This is a genomic window from Hydrogenophaga sp. L76 (assembly GCF_057654755.1).
Window position 1 is genome coordinate 1,978,023 of record NZ_CM172807.1, and the last position, 19,107, is coordinate 1,997,129.

General features: G+C 66.2%; 18 protein-coding genes. 5 read left to right on the forward strand and 13 right to left on the reverse strand.

Annotated elements, in window-relative coordinates; all coding sequences use genetic code 11:
• The 11 genes from AC23D4_RS09445 to AC23D4_RS09495 form a co-directional block, all read right to left on the reverse strand.
• On the reverse strand, positions 1-1,362 hold the full coding sequence (locus tag AC23D4_RS09445; protein WP_472888354.1) for an acyclic terpene utilization AtuA family protein: 1,362 nt from the start codon (positions 1,360-1,362) through the stop codon (positions 1-3).
• 63 nt (positions 1,363-1,425) lie between these two features.
• Positions 1,426-1,827 (reverse strand): PaaI family thioesterase, encoded by a 402-nt coding sequence (locus AC23D4_RS09450; protein WP_472888436.1) that lies wholly within the window; start codon positions 1,825-1,827, stop codon positions 1,426-1,428.
• Between the two features lie 48 nt (positions 1,828-1,875).
• Positions 1,876-3,051 (reverse strand): acetyl-CoA C-acyltransferase, encoded by a 1,176-nt coding sequence (locus AC23D4_RS09455; RefSeq protein WP_472888355.1) that lies wholly within the window; start codon positions 3,049-3,051, stop codon positions 1,876-1,878.
• 33 nt (positions 3,052-3,084) lie between these two features.
• Positions 3,085-5,193: a 3-hydroxyacyl-CoA dehydrogenase NAD-binding domain-containing protein gene (locus AC23D4_RS09460; protein WP_472888356.1), complete on the reverse strand. Its 2,109-nt coding sequence runs from the start codon at positions 5,191-5,193 to the stop codon at positions 3,085-3,087.
• 209 nt (positions 5,194-5,402) lie between these two features.
• Positions 5,403-6,098: an ABC transporter ATP-binding protein gene (locus AC23D4_RS09465; protein WP_472888357.1), complete on the reverse strand. Its 696-nt coding sequence runs from the start codon at positions 6,096-6,098 to the stop codon at positions 5,403-5,405.
• A 13-nt stretch (positions 6,099-6,111) separates the two neighbouring features.
• Positions 6,112-6,906, reverse strand: a complete 795-nt coding sequence (locus AC23D4_RS09470; RefSeq protein ID WP_472888437.1) for an ABC transporter ATP-binding protein — start codon at positions 6,904-6,906, stop codon at positions 6,112-6,114.
• Positions 6,907-6,950: 44 nt separating this feature from the next.
• Positions 6,951-8,243: a branched-chain amino acid ABC transporter permease gene (locus AC23D4_RS09475; protein ID WP_210826439.1), complete on the reverse strand. Its 1,293-nt coding sequence runs from the start codon at positions 8,241-8,243 to the stop codon at positions 6,951-6,953.
• A 6-nt stretch (positions 8,244-8,249) separates the two neighbouring features.
• Positions 8,250-9,272: a branched-chain amino acid ABC transporter permease gene (locus tag AC23D4_RS09480; protein WP_472888358.1), complete on the reverse strand. Its 1,023-nt coding sequence runs from the start codon at positions 9,270-9,272 to the stop codon at positions 8,250-8,252.
• A 269-nt stretch (positions 9,273-9,541) separates the two neighbouring features.
• Positions 9,542-10,774: a branched-chain amino acid ABC transporter substrate-binding protein gene (locus AC23D4_RS09485; protein ID WP_472888359.1), complete on the reverse strand. Its 1,233-nt coding sequence runs from the start codon at positions 10,772-10,774 to the stop codon at positions 9,542-9,544.
• Between the two features lie 181 nt (positions 10,775-10,955).
• Positions 10,956-12,230, reverse strand: a complete 1,275-nt coding sequence (locus AC23D4_RS09490; RefSeq protein ID WP_472888360.1) for a branched-chain amino acid ABC transporter substrate-binding protein — start codon at positions 12,228-12,230, stop codon at positions 10,956-10,958.
• Positions 12,230-13,873 carry a 3-(methylthio)propionyl-CoA ligase gene (locus AC23D4_RS09495; protein ID WP_472888361.1) on the reverse strand — a complete coding sequence of 548 codons (1,644 nt, stop codon included), beginning with the start codon at positions 13,871-13,873 and terminating at the stop codon, positions 12,230-12,232. The genes AC23D4_RS09490 and AC23D4_RS09495 overlap by 1 nt, the downstream gene beginning before the upstream one ends.
• Positions 13,874-14,026: 153 nt before the next feature.
• On the opposite strand from AC23D4_RS09495, the gene AC23D4_RS09500 reads away from it, so the two are divergent.
• The 4 genes from AC23D4_RS09500 (at position 14,027) to AC23D4_RS09515 (ending at position 16,942) form a co-directional block, all read left to right on the forward strand.
• Entirely contained in the window at positions 14,027-15,559 is a 1,533-nt protein-coding gene (locus AC23D4_RS09500; protein ID WP_472888362.1) for a protein adenylyltransferase SelO, read from the forward strand.
• 11 nt (positions 15,560-15,570) lie between these two features.
• Positions 15,571-15,978: a peptide-methionine (R)-S-oxide reductase MsrB gene (msrB, locus tag AC23D4_RS09505; RefSeq protein WP_177135506.1), complete on the forward strand. Its 408-nt coding sequence runs from the start codon at positions 15,571-15,573 to the stop codon at positions 15,976-15,978.
• A gap of 164 nt (positions 15,979-16,142) precedes the next feature.
• Complete coding sequence (locus tag AC23D4_RS09510; RefSeq protein WP_472888363.1) at positions 16,143-16,385, forward strand: SlyX family protein; 243 nt, start codon at positions 16,143-16,145, stop codon at positions 16,383-16,385.
• Between the two features lie 29 nt (positions 16,386-16,414).
• Entirely contained in the window at positions 16,415-16,942 is a 528-nt protein-coding gene (locus AC23D4_RS09515) for a hypothetical protein (RefSeq protein WP_472888364.1), read from the forward strand.
• Between the two features lie 6 nt (positions 16,943-16,948).
• Here AC23D4_RS09515 and map read toward each other — a convergent pair whose 3' ends face one another.
• Entirely contained in the window at positions 16,949-17,797 is an 849-nt protein-coding gene (gene map / locus AC23D4_RS09520; RefSeq protein ID WP_472888365.1) for a type I methionyl aminopeptidase, read from the reverse strand.
• Positions 17,794-18,033 carry a ParD-like family protein gene (locus tag AC23D4_RS09525; RefSeq protein WP_472888366.1) on the reverse strand — a complete coding sequence of 80 codons (240 nt, stop codon included), beginning with the start codon at positions 18,031-18,033 and terminating at the stop codon, positions 17,794-17,796. The genes map and AC23D4_RS09525 overlap by 4 nt, the downstream gene beginning before the upstream one ends.
• A gap of 398 nt (positions 18,034-18,431) precedes the next feature.
• Here AC23D4_RS09525 and AC23D4_RS09530 point away from each other — a divergent pair, with 398 nt between their 5' ends.
• Entirely contained in the window at positions 18,432-19,106 is a 675-nt protein-coding gene (locus tag AC23D4_RS09530) for a Crp/Fnr family transcriptional regulator (RefSeq protein ID WP_472888367.1), read from the forward strand.
• Position 19,107 lies beyond the last annotated feature (1 nt).

Below are 19,107 nucleotides of genomic sequence, written 5' to 3' on the forward strand. Positions count from 1 at the left end.
TCAACCTTCCGCGCTCAGTTCGAGGATGTCGCAGCGGGCATGAACCGCGCTGCGCGGCACCAGGGCCGAAGCCGCGGCGATCACCTCGCGCACGGACTGCGTCACACCGCCGCCAGCCGCCGGTCCGTTGAGGTAGAGCGCTTCCACCTCCTGTCCCACTGCTTCAGCCTGCGCGCGCGTCAAACAGCGCACCGCCAGGCGCACGCGCACCTCATACGGCTCGCGGTCCGCGCCCAGCTGAGGGCCGTGCATCGCGTTCACACCGATCAGCTCGGCGCGGTGTTCCAGACCGGAGAGGCCGTGGTGCAGCGTGGCATCTTGCAGGCGGTGCCGCAGGATGGACAACGCCAACTCACCCCGCGCTCGCGCACCCGGTCCGGCGTAGGAAATCTGACCCTCACCGATGAAACCATCCCGGTAACCCAGCGTGGCTTTCAGCTGCTCGGGGCGCGCCTGGCCGCTGGCGCCCTGCGCCTGCACCCGGTCGGATTCAAGCTGTGTGAAACGGACTTTTGAAAAATCCCCCACCACATCGGCCTGCAGGTAGTGCGCCGGGTCTTCCACTTCGTAGAGCAGTTGCGCGGTGCAGCTCAGCCGGTCCACACGCCCACCGGTGCCCGGCAGCTTGGTGATGACCGCGCTGCCATCGGCACACACCTCGGCCAGAGGGAAACCGACGCGGTGCAGATCGGGCACGTCCACATGGCCCGGGTCGGCCAGGTAACCGCCGCTGACCTGGGCCGCACATTCGAGCAGATGTCCGACCAGCAGGCCCTGACCCAGGTGATGCCAGTCGTCGGCGGCCCAGCCGAAGTGGGCCATGAGCGGCGCCACAAAGAGCGACGGGTCGGCGACACGGCCGGTGATGATCACGTTCACATCGGCCTGCAGCGCGGGCAGCAAGGCGTCGGCGCCGAGGTAGGCGTTGGCCGATATCAGGCGGTCGTCCAGCGAACGCACGGTGTCGGGCGAATCCATCAGCGGCACGTCGTTCACCAGCATCCAGGGCAGCACGTCGTCGCCCGTCACCACCGCCACGCGCAGGCGCGGCAGGCCCAGTTCACGCGCCACGTCCAGCACGGCCTGCCCGGCCGCCATCGGGTTGGCGGCGCCCATGTTGGTGATGATGGTCACGCCGTTGCGCACGCAGGCCGGCAGCACCGCGCGCATGCGCGCCTGGAGCATGGGGTCGTAGCCGGCTTGTGGATCGTGGGCGCGGCCCAGCTGGGCCAGGGCGATGGTGCGCTCGGCCAGGCACTCGAACACCAGGGCGTCGAGCTCGCCGCGTTCGGCCAGGTCCAGCGCGGGGTCGATGCGGTCGCCGGCGTAGCCGGCACCGGAGCCGATGCGGTAGGGATTCATCGTTGCAGTATGGTGCGACAGGCGAGCCGTGGGCATGGGGTGAACCCCGGCACCGGCGCCCGTTCAGGTTGGCGACGATGGCAGCGCGGCGATCGTGCCCTGTGCCACCGCGCAGAGTTTTTCTTCACCGTCTTTCACCACGAACACGTCGCAGCGGCAGACCGCCTGCGACTTGCCGGTGTGCACGGCTTCGGCGCGCGCGATCAGGCGCTCGCCGATGGCCGGGCGCAGGTAGTTGATCTTGAACTCGGCCGTCACCACCGGCACCCGCAGCGCCGTGCCTCCGGCGTAGGTGAGCGCGTTGTCGGCCGCGTAGCTGAGCACGCCACCGTGCACGAAACCGTGCTGCTGCTTGACCACTTCCGTGATCGGGACGTGCAGCTCGCAGCGTCCCGGCGAGAGCGCTGCCAGCTCGGCCCCGATGAGCTGGGAGAAGGGCTGCGAGGCCAGGACCTCGCGACCCATCGCCAGAAATGCCTCGGGGCTGACGGTGACGTCGCTCACCGGAAGTCCTTACAAGACTTCGAAGATGCCGGCCGCGCCCATGCCACCGCCGATGCACATGGTCACGCAGACGCGCTTGGCGCCGCGGCGTTTACCTTCGATCAGCGCGTGGCCGGTCAGGCGCTGGCCCGACACGCCGTAGGGGTGACCCACGGCGATGGCGCCACCGTTGACGTTCAGGCGATCGGCCGGGATGCCCAGCTTGTCGCGGCAGTACAGCACCTGCACAGCGAAGGCTTCGTTGAGTTCCCAGAGGTCGATGTCGCTGACTTTCAGGCCCAGGCGCGCGAGCACCTTGGGAATGGCGAACACCGGGCCAATGCCCATTTCGTCGGGCTCGCAGCCCGCCACCGCAAAACCCAGGAAACGGCCCAACGGCTGCAACCCCTTCTTCTCGGCCAGGGTCTCGTCCATCACCACGCAAGCGCCAGCGCCGTCGCTGAACTGGCTGGCGTTGCCGGCCGAGATCAGGCCGCCCGGCAGCGCCGAGCGCAGGCCGTGGATGCCTTCGAACGTGGTGCCGGCGCGGATGCCTTCGTCGTTCTCGACCGTGACCTGACGGGTCATCAGGCCCATGACCTTGTCGGCCACGCCGGCGGTCACGGTGATGGGCGCGATCTCGGCCTTGAACAGACCGGCTTCCAGCGCGGCCGTGGCCTTCTGCTGACTGGCGGCGCCGTACTCGTCCATGGCATCGCGGCCGATGTTGTAGCGCTTGGCGACCTGTTCGGCGGTCTGCAGCATGTTCCAGTAGATCTCGGGCTTCTGCTTCTGCAGGGCCAGGTCCACCAGCATGTGCTGGTTCATTTCCTGCTGCACGCAGGAAATGCTCTCCACACCACCGGCCACATACACCGAGCCTTCGCCCGCGATGATGCGTTGGGCGGCCAGGGCGATGGTCTGCAGTCCGGACGAGCAGAAGCGGTTGACGGTCATGCCCGATACCGTGATGGGCAGGCCGGCCTTGAGCGCGATCTGGCGCGCGATGTTGGCGCCCGTCGCGCCCTCGGGGTTGGCGCAGCCCATGATCACGTCTTCGACTTCTGCTGCGTCGATGCCGGCGCGCTGCACGGCGTGCTGCACGGCGTGGCCGCCGAGCGTGGCGCCATGGGTCATGTTGAAGGCGCCCTTCCAGCTCTTGGCCAGGGGCGTGCGGGCGGTGGAGACGATGACGGCGTTGGTCATGATGGAATCCTCAATTCGTGGTTCGTGCGGTCATCAAAAGGTTTTGCCTTCGGCGGCGAGGCGGGCCAGCAAGGGAGCAGGCTCCCAGAACTTCGCGTCGTCCAGCGGGTTCTTCGCAAAGCGCTTCATGGCCTGGACCACGTTGAACAGCCCGACTTCGTTGGCGTAGTTCAGCGGGCCGCCGCGGTAGACCGGGAAGCCGTAGCCAAAGATGTAGACCACGTCGATGTCGCTGGCCTTGTTGGCGATGCCTTCTTCGAGGATGTGCGCGGCTTCATTGACCAGCGAGAACACCAGGCGCTGCACGATCTCTTCATCGGAGATCTTGCGCGGCGTGATGCCGGCGGCGGCGCGGTGGTCTTCGATCATCTTCACCACCTCGGCGTTCGGGATCGCGTCGCGCTTGCCCGGCACGTAGTCGTACCAGCCGGCGCCGGTCTTCTGGCCGAAGCGGCCCTTCTCGCACAGCAGGTCGGCGGTCTTGCTGTATTTCATGTCCGGCTTTTCCTGGTAGCGGCGCTTGCGGATCGCCCAGCCGATGTCGTTGCCGGCCAGGTCGCCCATGCGGAACGGGCCCATGGCCATGCCGAACTTCTCCATCGCCTTGTCCACCTGCTCGGGGGTGCAGCCTTCGTCGAGCAGGAAGCCGCCCTGGCGGCCGTACTGTTCGATCATGCGGTTGCCAATGAAGCCGTCGCAGACGCCGGACACCACCGCCGTCTTCTTGATCTTCTTGGCCACCGCCATCACCGTGGCCAGCACGTCCTTGGCGGTCGCGTCACCGCGCACCACTTCGAGCAACTTCATCACGTTGGCCGGGCTGAAGAAGTGCATGCCCACCACGTCCTGTGGACGCTTCGTGAAGTGGGCGATTTTGTTCACGTCCAGCGTGGAGGTGTTGGACGCCAGGATGGCACCGGGCTTCATCACGCGGTCGAGTTCCTTGAACACGGCCTCCTTGACGCCGATCTCTTCGAACACGGCCTCGATCACCAGATCGGCCGCGCTCAGGTCGTCGTAGCTCAGCGTGGTGCTCAGCAAGGCCATGCGCTGCTCGTACTTGTCTTGCTTGAGCTTGCCCTTCTTGACCTGGGCTTCGTAGTTCTTGCGGATGGTGGCCACGCCACGGTCCAGCGCTTCCTGCTTCATCTCCAGCATCTTCACCGGGATGCCGGCGTTGAGGAAGTTCATGGAAATGCCGCCGCCCATGGTGCCCGCACCGATCACGGCGACCGACTCGATGCTGCGCTTGGGCGTGTCTTCCGGCACGTCGGGGATCTTGCTCGCGGCGCGCTCGGCCACGAACAGGTGGCGCAGCGAACGGCACTCGGGCGTCCACATCAGGTTGATGAAGATCTCGCGCTCGAAGGCCATGCCGTCGGCAAACTTCTTCTGGGTTGCGGCTTCCACGGCGTCCACGCACTTGGCGGGCGCCGGGAAATTCTTCGCCATGCCCTTGACCATGTTGCGCGCGAACTGGAAGTAGGCCTCGCCATTGGGGTGCTTGCAGGGCAGGTTGCGCACCAGCGGGAAGGCCGAGCCGTCGGCGTGTTTGGCGGCCATGTCGCGGGCGAAGGCCAGCGCTTCTTCGGCCAGCGACTCGGGCGATGCAGACAGCTTGTCGAACAGCTTCTGGCCAGGCACCTGCGCCAGCATCTCGCTCTTGACGGCCTCGCCGCTGACGATCATGTTCAGCGCCACTTCCACGCCCAGCACGCGCGGCAGGCGCTGCGTGCCACCGGCGCCGGGGATCAGGCCCAGCTTCACTTCGGGCAGCGCCACGTTGCAACCGGGTGCGGCGATGCGGTAGTGCGCGCCCAGCGCGAGTTCCAGGCCGCCGCCCATGGCCACGCTGTGCACGGCCGCGATCACCGGCTTGGTGGTGTTCTCGACCCGGATGATCACGGAGAGCAGGTTGGGTTCCTGGATCGCCTTGGGCGAACCGAACTCGCGGATGTCGGCACCGCCCGAAAACGCCTTGCCGGCGCCGGTCAGCACGACGGCCTTGACCGCCGCATCGTTTTCGGCTTTCTCCAGCCCTTCGACGATGGCCTGGCGGGTGGACAAGCCCAGACCGTTCACCGGCGGGTTGTTCAACGTGATGACGGCCACATCGCCGTGGACCTGGTACTCAGCGGTCATGGAATCTCCTCTGTTGGATACGGGGAAAACGTTTCAAAAACGAACGGTCGTGCGATTTTAGGCAGTTTGTGCAGCGCGGCAAGTGCCACCTGTCGCTATAGAGTCATCGGCGCGCGTGCCTTCGCCCAGGATGCCGTGGAACCGGCTTCGCCGGGCCACTGGCATCGCCCCCCAGTGGGGGGTGACGCCGAAGGCGGCGCGGGGGGCGTTCAAACTTCCAGCCACTCTTTGCGGGTATAGGGGTCTGCTCTGAGGCTCTCCGGCGTGCCATGGAACACGATGCTGCCGTGGCCCATGACCAGCGCGCGGTCGGAGATCGCCATGGCGATGGTGAGCTTCTGTTCGATCAGCAGCACCGACACGCCGCGGGCCTTGAGCTTCTGCAGGTACTCGCCCACCAGCTCCACGATCTTGGGCGCGAGGCCCTCGGTGGGTTCGTCGATGATGATCAGGTCGGGGTCGCCCATGAGCGTGCGGCACAGCGTGAGCATCTGCTGCTCGCCACCCGACAGCACGCCCGCTTCGGTGTGCTCCCGCTCCTTCAGCCGCGGGAACATCGCGTACATGTCGTTGAAGCTCCAGCGCACGTCCTTGCCCTTGCCTTTTTGTCCGAGCAGCAGGTTCTGGTGCACGGTGAGCTTGGGGAAGATGTCTCGGTTTTCCGGCACATAGCCCAAGCCCAGGTGGGCAATCTCAAAGGGCTTCTTGCCCTGGATGGACTGCCCCTTCCAGTCGATGGCGCCTTCGCAATCGACCAGGCCCATGATGGCTTTGGCCGTGGTGGAACGGCCCGAGCCGTTGCGCCCCAGCAGCGCCACGATCTCGCCCTGCCCGACGTTGAACGAGACGCCATGCAGCACGTGGCTCTTGCCGTAATAGGCGTGGAGGTTTTCGATTTTCAGCATGCTGCGGTTTTCCTCAATGGCCGGCGGAGGCCGCCTGTTCATCCGCCAGTACGGAGCCCAGATAGGCCTCCTGCACCTTCGGGTTCGCCCGCACCGCCTCGGGCTCGTCAAAGGCGATCACCTCGCCGTACACCACCACCGCGATCTTGTCGGCCAGGCCGAAGACCACGCCCATGTCGTGCTCCACCGTCAGCAGGGTCTTGCCCACCGTGACTTCCCGGATCAGCTCGATGAAACGGCTGGTTTCGCTCTTGCTCATGCCGGCCGTGGGTTCGTCGAGCAGGATCACGTTGGCGCCGCCGGCGATGGTGATGCCGATCTCCAGCGCGCGCTGCTCGGCGTAGGTCAGGTTCATGGCCAGCGTGTCGTGCTTCTTGTCGAGGCGGATCATGCGCATCAGTTCTTCGGCGCGCTCATTGGCGTCGTCCATGCCGGCGAGGAAGCGGAACAGCGTGTAGCGGTAGCCCAGGCTCCAGAGCACGCCGCAGCGCAGGTTCTCGAACACGCTGAGCTTGGGAAAGATGTTGGTGATCTGGAAGCTGCGCGAAAGGCCCAGGCGGTTGATCTCGAAGGGCTTCTTGCCGTCGATGCGCGTGCCGTTGAGCAGCACCTCGCCGCTGCTGGGTTCAAAGCGGCCCGAGATCAGGTTGAACAGCGTGGACTTGCCGGCGCCGTTGGGGCCGATGATGGCCACGCGCTCGCCGGAACGCACCGCGAGGTCCACCCCGCGGATGATCTCGGTCTTGCCGAAGCGCTTGCGCAGGTCGCGCAGCTCCAGTGCGTAGCCACCGGCGTGCACGTGGCTCATGGTCTGTTCGAAACGGCCGGTGTCGGCTGTGGACGTGGCGCTGCTCATTGCGTCTCCCGGCGCTTGATTTCTTTTTCGATGTCGGTCTGGATCGCGGCCCACTGGGCGCTGAACTGGCGGCGTGTGAGCTCGAAGATGCCCAGGCCGGTCAGCGTCACGAAGGCGGCGCCAAACCAGCTGCCGGCGGTCTTGGAATGCAGCTCCATGCCGAGGTATTTCACCGAGTCGCCCATCGCCGCGTCGAGCTGCAGGTGGTAAATCATTTCGACCATCGCACCGCCGCCGAGCAGGACCACCAGCGCGGTCACGCCCAGTGCCAGATACGCGACCCAGACCTCGCGCAGCTTGCCGAACGAGGCCACACGCAGGTTCATCATGATCAGGCTGGCGATGCCCCCCGGCGCGTACATCACCATGAACAGGAACACCAGCCCGAGGTAGAGCAGCCAGGCCTTGGTCAGCTCCGACAGCAACACAAAGGCCAGCACCATCAGGATGCCGCCGATGATGGGGCCGAAGAAGAAGGTGGCGCCGCCCAGGAAGGTGAACAGCAGGTAGCCGCCCGAACGCGCCGCGCCCACCACCTCGGCGGTCACGATCTCGAAGTTCAGCGCACCCAGGCCGCCCGCGACGCCGGCGAAGAAGCCCGCGATCATGAAGGCCAGATACCGCACCTTCTGCGTGTTGTAGCCAATGAACTCGACGCGCTCCGGGTTGTCGCGCACGGCGTTCAGGATGCGGCCCAGCGGCGTGCGCGTGAACGCAAACATGAGACCCACGCAGACGAAGGTGTAGACCGCGATGAGGTAATACACCTGGATCGGCGGGCCGAAGCTGATGCCCATGAACGGGTCGCCCACCACGCGGTTGCCCGACACGCCCGCCTCGCCCCCGAAGAACTCCGAGAACATCAGCGACATCGCAAACACCAGCTCGGCCATGCCCAGCGTGATCATGGCGAACGGCGTGCCGGCTTTCTTGGTGGTGACGTAGCCAAACAGCACAGCGAAGAACAGCCCCGCCACGCCGCCCACCAGCGGAACCAGGCTCACCGGGATGGGAATCTGGCCATCGGTTGCGGCGTTGAGCGCGTGCATGGCCATGTAGGAGCCCAGGCCGGTGTAGACCGCGTGCCCGAAGCTCAGCATGCCGCCCTGCCCGAGCAGGATGTTGTAGGACAGGCAGGCGATGATGGCGATGCCCATCTGCGAGAGCATGGTCACCGAGAGGTTGCTGCCGAACACCAGCGGCGCGAACACCAGCACCAGTGCAAACAGCGACCAGACGATCCAGCGGCCGACGTTGAGGGGTTTGAATTCGTAATACTGTTTTGACATGGTCGGTCAACCTTCGCGGGTCCCCAGCAAGCCCTTGGGCCGGAAGATCAGGATCAGCACGAGGAACAGGTAGGGCAGGATCGGCGCCACCTGCGACAGCGTGAGCTTGAGCACCGAGTTCTCCCTCATGGCGTCCGAGGCCTGCACACCCAACTGCTCCACCAGGTGGATGAACGAATAGTCCAGCCCCACGGCAAAGGTCTGGATCACGCCGATCAGCAGCGAGGCCAGGAAGGCGCCGGAGAGCGAACCCATGCCGCCCACCACCACCACGACAAAGATCACCGAGCCCACCGTGGCCGCCATGTTGGGCTCGGTCACAAAGGTGCTGCCGCCGATCACACCGGCCAGACCGGCCAGGCCGGTGCCGGCGCCGAACACCAGCATCAGCACCCGCGGCACGTTGTGGCCCAGGCTCTCCACCATTTCGGGATGGGTCAGCGCGGCCTGGATGATCAGGCCGATGCGCGTGCGGGTCAGCAGCAGCCAGAGCGCCACCAGCATCAGGATCGCCACCAGCATCATGAAAGCGCGCGTGGCCGGGAACGGTGAGCAGATCACCCCCGCGCCAGCGCAGACCTCGCTGCTGACAGCGCCCCAGAACATCTCCAGCGTGTCGTTGGCGTGGTGCACCAGGGTGAAGGCCGGGCCGCGCAACACTTCGGGTGGTACGAACTCCACCGCCGTGCGGCCCCAGATCAGCTGTACCAGCTCCAGGATGATGTAGGACAGGCCGAAGGTCACCAGCAGCTCGGGCACATGGCCGAACTTGTGCACCTTGCGCAGGGTCAGCCGCTCAAACAGCGCGCCCAGCGCGCCCACCACCAGCGGGGCCACGAACAGCCCCGGCCAGAAGCCCACCAGCTGGGCGATCGAATAGCCGATGTAGGCGCCCAGCATGTAGAAGCTGGCGTGCGCAAAATTCAGCACCCCCATCATGCTGAAGATGAGGGTGAGTCCCGAGCTCAACAGAAACAGCAGCAAGCCGTAGCTGACGCCATTGAGCATGGAGATGATGAAGAACTCCATGGATCCTGCCTTTCGAGCGCGATACGTGGGGAAGAGGAAAACGGGTGGGAGCGGGGGACGAGTATGACCCGTCAGGAGCACCCACCGACTCAGCAGCAGGTCAGGAAAGCAACCCCGCGCAGAAGCAGTCCAATCCCCTCACCGGAGCGAAATATCCCAACCCAGAACGCGGCGGAACCGGCTCCGCCGGGCCGCTCGCGTTGCCCCCTGGAGGGGGTCGCGCGCAGCGCGGCGGGGGTGGGTCAAGTACTGCGGCGGGGGTGGTTCAATCAGCCTGGTCGCTTCATCTGGCAGCTCGTCGGCGTGCTGGACACGTAAGACGGGAATTCCTTCACCGGGGCCAGCGTCATGCCGGTGTTCTCCGGGCTGTAGGGGTACTTCGTGTCGGCCTTCTGCCAGACCGTTAGGAACAGCGGCTGCTGCAACTGGTGGTCGTTCTTGCGCACCTCCACCTCACCGTTGTAGTTGTTGACCTTGATGCCCTCCATGGCGACGGCTACCTTCACCGGGTCGGTGGACTTGGCCTTGGCCATGGCGGCGCCCAGCACGTTGAACGCCGAGGGAATAGCGCCGGTGAACATGTCGTCCTTGTACTTGGTCTTGAACTCGGCCATCCACTGGCCCATCTGGCCACCCATGTTGTAGTGCGAGTAGGCCACCTGGAACACCCGGCCTTCGCCGCCCGTGCCGAGCGCCGTGGGCGTGCCGGTGACACCGGTGTAGTAGGTGTAGAACTTGCCGGTGTAGCCGCCTTCGTTGGCGGCCTTGATCAGCAGCGCGAGGTCGGAGCCCCAGTTGCCGGTGATCACGGTGTCGGCGCCCGACGCCTTGATCTTGGCGATGTAGGGCGCGAAATCGCGCACCTGGGCCAGCGGGTGCAGGTCTTCACCCACGATCTTCACGTCGGGGCGCTTGCGGGCCAGGTTTTCCTTGGCGAACTTGGCGACCTGCTGGCCGTGCGAGTAGTTCTGGTTGAGCAGATAAACATTCTTGACGTCCTTCTGGTCCTTCATGAAGGTGGTCATCGCCTCCATCTTCATGGAGGTGTCGGCGTCAAAACGGAAGTGCCAGTAGCTGCACTTGCTGTTGGTGAAATCGGGGTCCACGGCGGCGTAGTTCAGGAAGATCACCTCCTTGCCCGGGTTGCGCTCGTTGTGCTTGTTGACCGCATCGATCAGTGCGCCCGCCACCGAAGAACCGTTGCCCTGGGCGATGTAGCGCACGCCCTGGTCCAGCGCGGCCTTGAAGGCATTCAGGCTTTCGGCCGGGCTGAGCTTGTTGTCGAACGCCACCATCTCGAACTTCACACCGGCCGGGTTGGTGGCGCTGAACTTCTCGGCGAAGTACTGCCAGCTGCGCATCTGGTTCATGCCCAGCGGACCCATCAGGCCTGTCTGCGGATCGATCAACGCGATCTTGACCGTCTCGCCCTTCTGGGCATGGGCGCTGAGCAGGGTCAGCGACAGGGCGGCGATGGCAACGGATTTCAAGGCAAACGACATGGCTGGGTCTCCTGAAGGTGGAAAACCTTAGCGTAGCCTGACAGGCCATCAAACCCCTCAGGGATTGCCCCTAGCACCTATCGCGCAGGCGACTGTGCGCTCGCACAAGCCTAGCATCCGCCGGACGGCACAGGCCCGCTGCCGCGGTTCGCACGGACAGGCGATGGGCACCAACCCGGACTCAGGGCCGCTGCATCCGGCAGCTCGTGGGACCGCTGATTTCCGATGCGCTCATGTAGCGCACGGGCGCAAATGTGTAGCCCGTGTCCTCTGCCGCGCGCGGGTGCCGCCCGTCCACCTTCTGCCAGCGCGAAACGTAGAGCCCCTGCTGCAACTGGTGGTCATCGGCGCGCATGTGCACCGGCCCGCTGAACCCCGGAAACACCATGCCGCTCAGGCGGCCGGCCACGCGCGCCGCGTCGGTGGTCTGGGCATGGGTCATCGCCTGCAGCAGCATCGACATGCCGTCGAACGCGGCATACACCACCAGGTCTTCGCCATGGCGGCGGCGAAACGCGGTGGCCAGCCCGGCGATGTCGCCCGCCTGGTTGGTGTGGTTGTTGGCCACCTGGTACACCGGCAGGCGGCCGTCGCCCGAAGCCAGGAGTTCGGGCACACCCTTGAGCATCGGGTAGTAGGCGTAGAGCGGCAGCGTGACGCCCTGCTGCTGCATCGCCTTGACCAGCCCCCGCAGGTCGGCGCCCCAGTTGCCCGTGACCACGGCCTGCGCGCCGGACTCGGCCATGCGGCGCACATGGGGCGTGAAATCCTGGCCCACGAAAGCCGTGTGCAGCTCATCGCCCACGATCTGGATATCGGGGCGCTCCTGCGTCAGCGCCTCGCGGAAGTAGCGCGAAAACTGCTGACCGTGGGCGTAGTTCTGGTTCAGCAGGTAGACGCTTTTCAGCTCGGACTGCGAGGCCATGAAAAGCGCCAGCGCCCGCGTCTTCATGGTCGTGTCGGCGTCCACGCGGAAGTGCCAGAAGCTGCACAGGTCGTTGGTCAGCGCCGGGTCCATCGCCGCGTAGTTGATGAAGAGCACCGCCTGCTCGGGGTGACGTGCGTTGTGCCGCGTCACCGCATCGGAGATCGCCGCCGCCACCCCGGAACCGTTTCCTTGCACCACGTAGCGAAAGCCCTGGTCGATGGCCGCCTTGAGCGCGTCCAGGCTTTCCTTGGGCGATCCCTTGTTGTCAAAGCCCGCCACCACGAAACGCACCCCCGCGGGGTTGCCCGGCCCGGCCAGCCGCTCGGCCATGAACTGCCAGCTGCGCAGGCTGTTGCGGCCGATGTCGGCCGCGGGGCCGGAGAGCGGGTCGATGAAGGCGATGCGCACCACCTTCTGCGGCGCGTCGGCCGCCCAGGCCGGGCCGCCCAGGGCCGCACAGGCGAGCGCGCCCAGCGTCGCCAGCCGCAGCCAGCGCCGCACGCCCGACGAACGCTCGCCAGCCAACATCAGAGGCCCGGCAACACGTAGTCCTTGAGCTGCTGGCGCAGCGTCATCTTCTGCATCTTGCCGGTGGCGCCGAGCGGAATCGCGTCGACGAACACCACATCGTCCGGCACCTGCCACTTGGCGATCTTGCCTTCGTAGAACGCCAGCAGTTCTTCGCGCGTCACCTCGGCGCCGGGCTTCTTCATCACCACCACGATCGGGCGCTCGTCCCACTTGGGGTGCTTCATGCCGACGCAGGCTGCCATGGCCACGGCCGGGTGCGCCATGGCGATGTTTTCGACGTCGATGGAGCTGATCCACTCGCCGCCGGACTTGATCACGTCCTTGCTGCGGTCGGTGATCTGCATGAAGCCTTCGGCGTCGATGGTGGCCACGTCCCCGGTGGGGAACCAGCCCTTGCCCGCGTCGTCGTATTGCAGCGGGTCGCCGCCTTCGCCCTTGAAGTAGCTGGCGATGATCCACGGCCCGCGCACCAGCAGGTCGCCGTAGGCCTTGCCGTCCCAGGGCAGTTCGTTGCCGGATTCGTCCACGATCTTCATGTCCACGCCAAACACGCTGCGACCCTGCTTGAGACGCACCTTGAGCTGCTCATCGGCGGGAAGCGCCAGCTGTGCGTTCTTCAGCGTGCACACCGTGCCCAGCGGCGACATCTCGGTCATGCCCCAGGCGTGCAGCACCTCCACGCCGTAGGTGTCATTGAAGGCGTTGATCATGGCCGGCGGGCAGGCCGAGCCACCGATCACCGTGCGCTTCAGGGTGCTGAACTTCAGGCCGCCGGCCTGCAGGTGGCCCAGCAGCATCTGCCACACCGTGGGCACGCCTGCGGCCATCGTGACCTTCTCGGATTCGATCAGTTCGTAGACCGACTTGCCGTCCATCGCCGGCCCGGGGAACACCAGCTTGCAGCCCACCGCCGCGGCCGAATACGGCAGGCCCCAGGCGTTGACGTGGAACATCGGCACCACCGGCAGGATGCTGTCGCGCGCCGAGCAGCCCAGCGCGTCGGGCAGCGCCGCGCCGTAGGCGTGCAGCAGTGTGGAGCGGTGCGAATACAGCGCGGCCTTGGGGTTGCCCGTGGTACCGCTCGTGTAGCACATGCTCGATGCGCTGTTTTCGTCCAGATCGGGCCAGAGGTATTTTTCCGGCTGCGAGCCCATCCAGGCCTCGTAGCTCACCAGCCCGGGCAGGCCGCTGTCGGCCGGCAGCTTGTCGGCGTCGCACAGCGCGATCCAGTGTTTGACGCCCGGGCACTTGCCTGCCACCGCCTGCACCAGCGGCAGGAAAGTCATGTCGAAGCAGACCGCGCGGTCGTCGGCGTGGTTGACGATCCAGGCCAGCTGTTCGGGGTGCAGGCGCGGGTTCAGCGTGTGCAGCACGCGGCCGGTGCCGCTGACCCCGAAATACAGCTCCAGGTGGCGGTAGCCGTTCCAGGCCAGCGTGGCCACGCGGTCGCCAAAGGCGAGGTGCAGGCTGTCGAGCGCGTTGGCCACCTGGCGCGCACGCCGCGAGACCTGGCCCCAGGTGGTGCGGTGGATGTCGCCTTCGACGCGACGGGAAACGATTTCGGTGCTGCCGTGGTGGCGCTCGGCGTGCGTGATGAGCGACGAAATCAGCAGCGGTTGGCTTTGCATTTGTCCCAGCATGGGGTTCTCCTGGAATGTCCGACAAGAAAAACGAACGATCGTGCGTTTAATTCACCCAGCATCATGCCTCAACAACGCGCGCTGGCCGTAGCGGGTTGCCCCGGATAGCCCGCCCGGGTGTGGGTGCAAGTCGTCCCGGTGACAATGCGCCGCATGACCCTGCCCGATGCCCTGCCGCCCGCGCCCGCCACCGAAACACCGACCGGCTGGACGCACCGCTTCGCCGGCCTCGGTCGCGCGTTCTACACCGAGCTGCGCCCCACGCCCCTGCCCGCCCCTTACTGGGTGGGCCGCAACCCCGCTTTGGCGCGCGAGCTCGGGCTGGACGGCGCCTGGATGGCGAGCGATCAAGCCCTGCAGACCTTCACCGGCAACCAGCCGCTGCCCGGCATGCGCCCGCTCGCCAGTGTCTACAGCGGCCACCAGTTTGGCCAGTGGGCAGGCCAGCTCGGCGACGGGCGGGCGATCCTGCTCGGCGAACTCGCCGGCACCGATGGCCCGCAAGAGATCCAGCTCAAGGGCGCCGGGCGCACGCCGTATTCGCGCGGGGGCGACGGCCGCGCCGTGCTGCGCAGCTCCATCCGCGAATTCCTCTGCAGCGAAGCCATGCACGGCCTGGGCATCCCCACCAGCCGGGCGCTGTGTGTCACCGGGTCCGACCAGCCGGTGCGCCGCGAAGAAATCGAAACCGCCGCCGTCGTCACGCGGGTCGCGCCCAGCTTCATCCGCTTCGGCCACTTCGAACACTTCTCGCACAGCGGCCAGCACGAGCAGCTGCGCACGCTCGCCGATTTCGTCATCGACCACTTCTACCCCGACTGCCGCGCCCTGCCCGGCAACGTCTACGCCAACCTGCTCGAAGCCGTGAGCGCGCGCACCGCCGAGATGGTCGCGCAGTGGCAGGCCGTGGGCTTCTGCCACGGCGTGATGAACACCGACAACATGAGCATCCTGGGCCTGACCATCGACTACGGTCCGTTCCAGTTCCTTGACGCCTACAACCCGCGCCACATCTGCAACCACAGCGACACCGGCGGGCGCTACCGCTACATGCGCCAGCCCGGCATCGCGCACTGGAACCTGTATTGCCTGGGCCAGGCCCTGCTGCCACTGATGGAAGACCCGCAGCAGGCGCTGGACGCGCTCGAACCCTACAAGGCCCTGTTCCCCGCGGCACTGCAGCGGCGCATGGGCGCCAAGCTCGGCCTCGGCACCGTGATGGCCGGCGACGAAGCGCTCACCGAGCAGCTGCTGGCGCTCATGGCGCAGGACGCGGTCGACTTCACCCTCTTCTGGCGCCGCCTCTCGAACGCCGTGGCCGGCTTTGCGGAACCGGGCGCAGGCGCCGCGGCAGCCAGCGCGGCCATCGAGCCGGTGCGCGACCTGTTCCTGCAGCGCGAAGCCTTCGACGCCTGGGCCCTGCAGTGGCGCGGGCGGCTGCAGAGCCAGCCCGGTTTTGACGCCCGCCTCACCCAGGTGCTGATGCTCTCGACCAACCCGCACGTGGTGCTGCGCAACCACCTCGGCGAGATCGCCATCCAGCGCGCCCGCGAGGGCGACTTCTCGGCTCTGCAGCGCCTGCAGACCGCGCTGGAAACCCCGTTCACCGAGCTGCCAGGCCACGACGACCTGGCCGACTTTCCGCCCGACTGGGCGGCCCAGATTGAAATCAGTTGCTCATCTTGAAGGACCCCGCCATGACGTTCCCCATCCAGAAAACCGATGCCGAGTGGCGCGCCCTGCTGGCCGAAAAAGGCGCCGAACCCGCTGCTTTCGAAGTGACCCGCCACGCCCACACCGAGCGCCCGTTCACCGGCAAATACGAAGAAGTCTGGGCCGATGGCAGCTACCACTGCATCTGCTGCGGCAACCACCTGTTTGACGCCGGCACCAAGTTCGACGCCGGCTGCGGCTGGCCCAGCTTCTGGAAGGCCATCCCCGGCGCCATCACCGAGATCACCGACCGAAGCCACGGCATGGCCCGCGTGGAAACCGTGTGCAGCCAGTGCGGCGCGCACCTGGGCCACGTGTTCGAAGACGGCCCGGCGCCCTCGGGCCTGCGCTACTGCATGAACTCCGCTTCGCTGGAACACCAGCCAGAGTAAAGGAAACACCCCCCGCGTCGCCTTCGGCGCCTCCCCCCTCTCTGGCGCCTTCGGCTTGGAGGGGGGCGATACCTTGGGCCGGCAAAGCCGGACCCTCGGTCTCCCTGGGTTGGGGTTGTTTCTTGCGCTGCGGGTCACGCGCCGGCGTGGTGTCCAATAGCCACATGAGCACCGCTTCGACCCCACCCTCAGCACCTGCCGCCGACACCGAGCGCCGCCTCACCGAACTGGAGATCAAGGCCAGCTACGCCGACGACCTGCTCGACACGCTGAACGCCGTGGTGGCGCGCCAGCAGGAGCAGATTCACCTGCTGCTGCGCGAGCTCGGCCACCTGCGCCGCCAGGGCGCTGACGAGGGCTCGGCGCCCGCGCGCAACCTGCGCGACGAGCTGCCGCCCCACTACTGAGCCGAACCATGAACACCCGGGCCTGAACCATGGACATCCTGGCGCATGGGTTGTGGGCGGGAGCCGGCCTGGTGGCGTTGGCGAACGCCCGGCCGGTGGACAAACCCACCCTGGCCTGGGCGGTGGCGCTGGCGGTGGTGCCCGACGTGGTGCACACGCTGCCCGTGGCGGCCTGGGCCCTGGCCAACGGCACGCCCGGCGAATGGCTCAATTACGCCACCGCCGCCCCGGGCGGCGAACCCGATTTCCCGGCCTGGGTGGCATTCTGGTCGCACCAGGTGCACTGCGTGTTTCACAGCGCGCTGGTGGCCGCCGCGGTGACGGCCCTGCTCTGGGTCTGGCTGCGCCGGCTCTGGCTGCCCCTGCTGGGCTGGTGGTCGCACATCATCATCGACGTGTTCACCCACTCGGCCGACTTTTTCCCCTCGCCCGTTTTCTACCCCATCACCTACTGGGGCTTCGACGGCATCGCCTGGAACGAGCCCTGGTTCATGGCGCTGAACTACGCCGCCCTGCTGGGCGTCGGCGTCTGGCTGTGGCGAAGGCGCCGCGGCTGAACCCGCTCAGGCCACCGCAGCCGCCGCTGCGGCCAGCGGGCTTGCGGCGCTGATCACCGGTTCGATCGCCGCGTAATCGCCCAGGCCATCCGGCCAGGGCGTGAGGATCTCGAAGCCCGTCTCCGTCACCGCCACCATGTGTTCCCACTGCGCCGAGAGCGAGCGGTCGCGCGTGACCACCGTCCAGCCGTCGGGCAGCTCCTTGGTCTCGCGCTTGCCCGCGTTGATCATGGGCTCCACCGTGAACACCATGCCCGGCGCCAGCTTCAGGCCCGTGTTGCGCTGGCCGTAGTGCAAGACCTGCGGCTCGTCGTGGTAGACCTGCCCGATGCCGTGGCCGCAGTACTCGCGCACCACGCTGAAACCCGCCGCGTGCGCCACGGTCTGGATCGCGTGGCCCACATCGCCCAGCGTCGCGCCCGGGCGCACCTGCTGGATGCCCGCGCGCATGGCGTCGTAAGTCGTGCGCACCAGGCGCCTGGCCAGAATGCCCGGCTCGCCCACATAAAACATGCGGCTCGTGTCGCCGAACCAGCCGTCCTTGATCAGCGCCACATCGATGTTGACGATGTCGCCGTCCTTCAGCTTCTTGTCCGACGGGATGCCGTGGCAGATCACGTGGTTCACCGAAGCGCAGATCGTCTTCGGGTAGCCGTGGTAACCGATGTTGGCCGGCACCGCCTTCAGCTCGTTCACGATGTGGTCGTGGCAAAGCCGGTCCAGCTCGTCCGTGGTCACACCCGGCTTCACGTGTTCGCCGATCATGCGCAACACGTCGGCGGCCAGGTGCCCGGCGCGCCGGGCCATGTCGATCTCGGCCGCCGTCCTGATGCTCACCTTCTTGCCGCCCGTCATGCCGCCTTCTCCAGGCCGGCGGGCGACACGCTCCTGAGACTGGGCGTCACGGGCGCCTGCCGCTCCGATTCGATCAGCAGCTGGCAGATCTCGCCGTGGCACAGCGTCGGGTTCAGCTCCGACAACATGCCCACGCGCAGCCAGTGTTCGGCCTGCGCGTTCATGGAGCGGCTCAGCGCCCCACTGGTCAGACGCAGGTTTTCGTGCATCTGCTCTGAAATCTTGATGATGCCCATGGCGATCCCTTGTATACGGTTTGTAGCTGGTTCGTATATTACCAAGAGAGAGGACGGCGGGGGAGAGGGACGGGGGAACGGCCCTCGGGTGGGAGGGCTTTTTACCTGGGCTGGCTCGGTGGTTGCAGGCTGTGTGGGGCAGGTACTCGGCCAGAAGCGGCGTTCTCAAGGCAGTGGTGATCCCTCCAGCGGGCCGCCCAGATCGGACCGTCGCCTCGACGTGGAGAGACGAAATGGCCTGGATGGTTGCGCGTACGTTTTGGAACGAATTTAAGGTAGCGTCCTCAAGATGGTGGGTAGAGTGAATGTCGAGGCGGGAAACGAGACAAAACGCACACACGAGGGGGCCCCACTTGGTACATCCATATCACCCACGCAACAACAAGCTGTTGGCATGTTTGCCCCAAGCTGAGTGGCAACGCTGGAAACCGCAGCTTGAACTGGTCGATCTGCCGCTGGGCAAGGTGCTGTACGAGCCGAGCGCGCAGCAGACTTTCGTGTACTTTCCCACCAGCGCGATCGTCTCGCTGCTTTATGTGCTGGAGGATGGATCGTCGGCGGAGATGGCGGCGGTCGGTTTTGAGGGCCTGGTGGGCGTACCCATTCTCATGGGCGGCGGCTCCACGCCGAGCCATGCCGTGGTGCAAAGCGCGGGCATGGGTTACCGGCTTCGTGCCAACGCGTTCAAGGATGAGTTCGAGCTTTCCAGCCCGGTCAAGCACCTGATGCTGCGGTACACGCAAGCCCTGATCACGCAGGTGAGCCAGACGGCTGTGTGCAATCGCCACCACTCGCTGGAAGAGCAGTTCATCCGGTGGCTGTTGCTCAGACTGGACCGTTTGCCCGACAACGAAGTGGTGATGACGCAGGAGCTGATCGCCAACATGCTGGGCGTGCGCCGTGAGAGCGTCACCGAAGCAGCGCACAAATTGCAGGCTGCTGGCCAGATCCACTACGCGCGCGGCCACATCTGGGTGCTGGACCGGGCCAAGCTGGAGGAAGGCACTTGCGAGTGTTATCGGGTGGTGAAAAAGGAACTCGACCGCCTGATTCCTGATTGCGAAACTGGCTGAT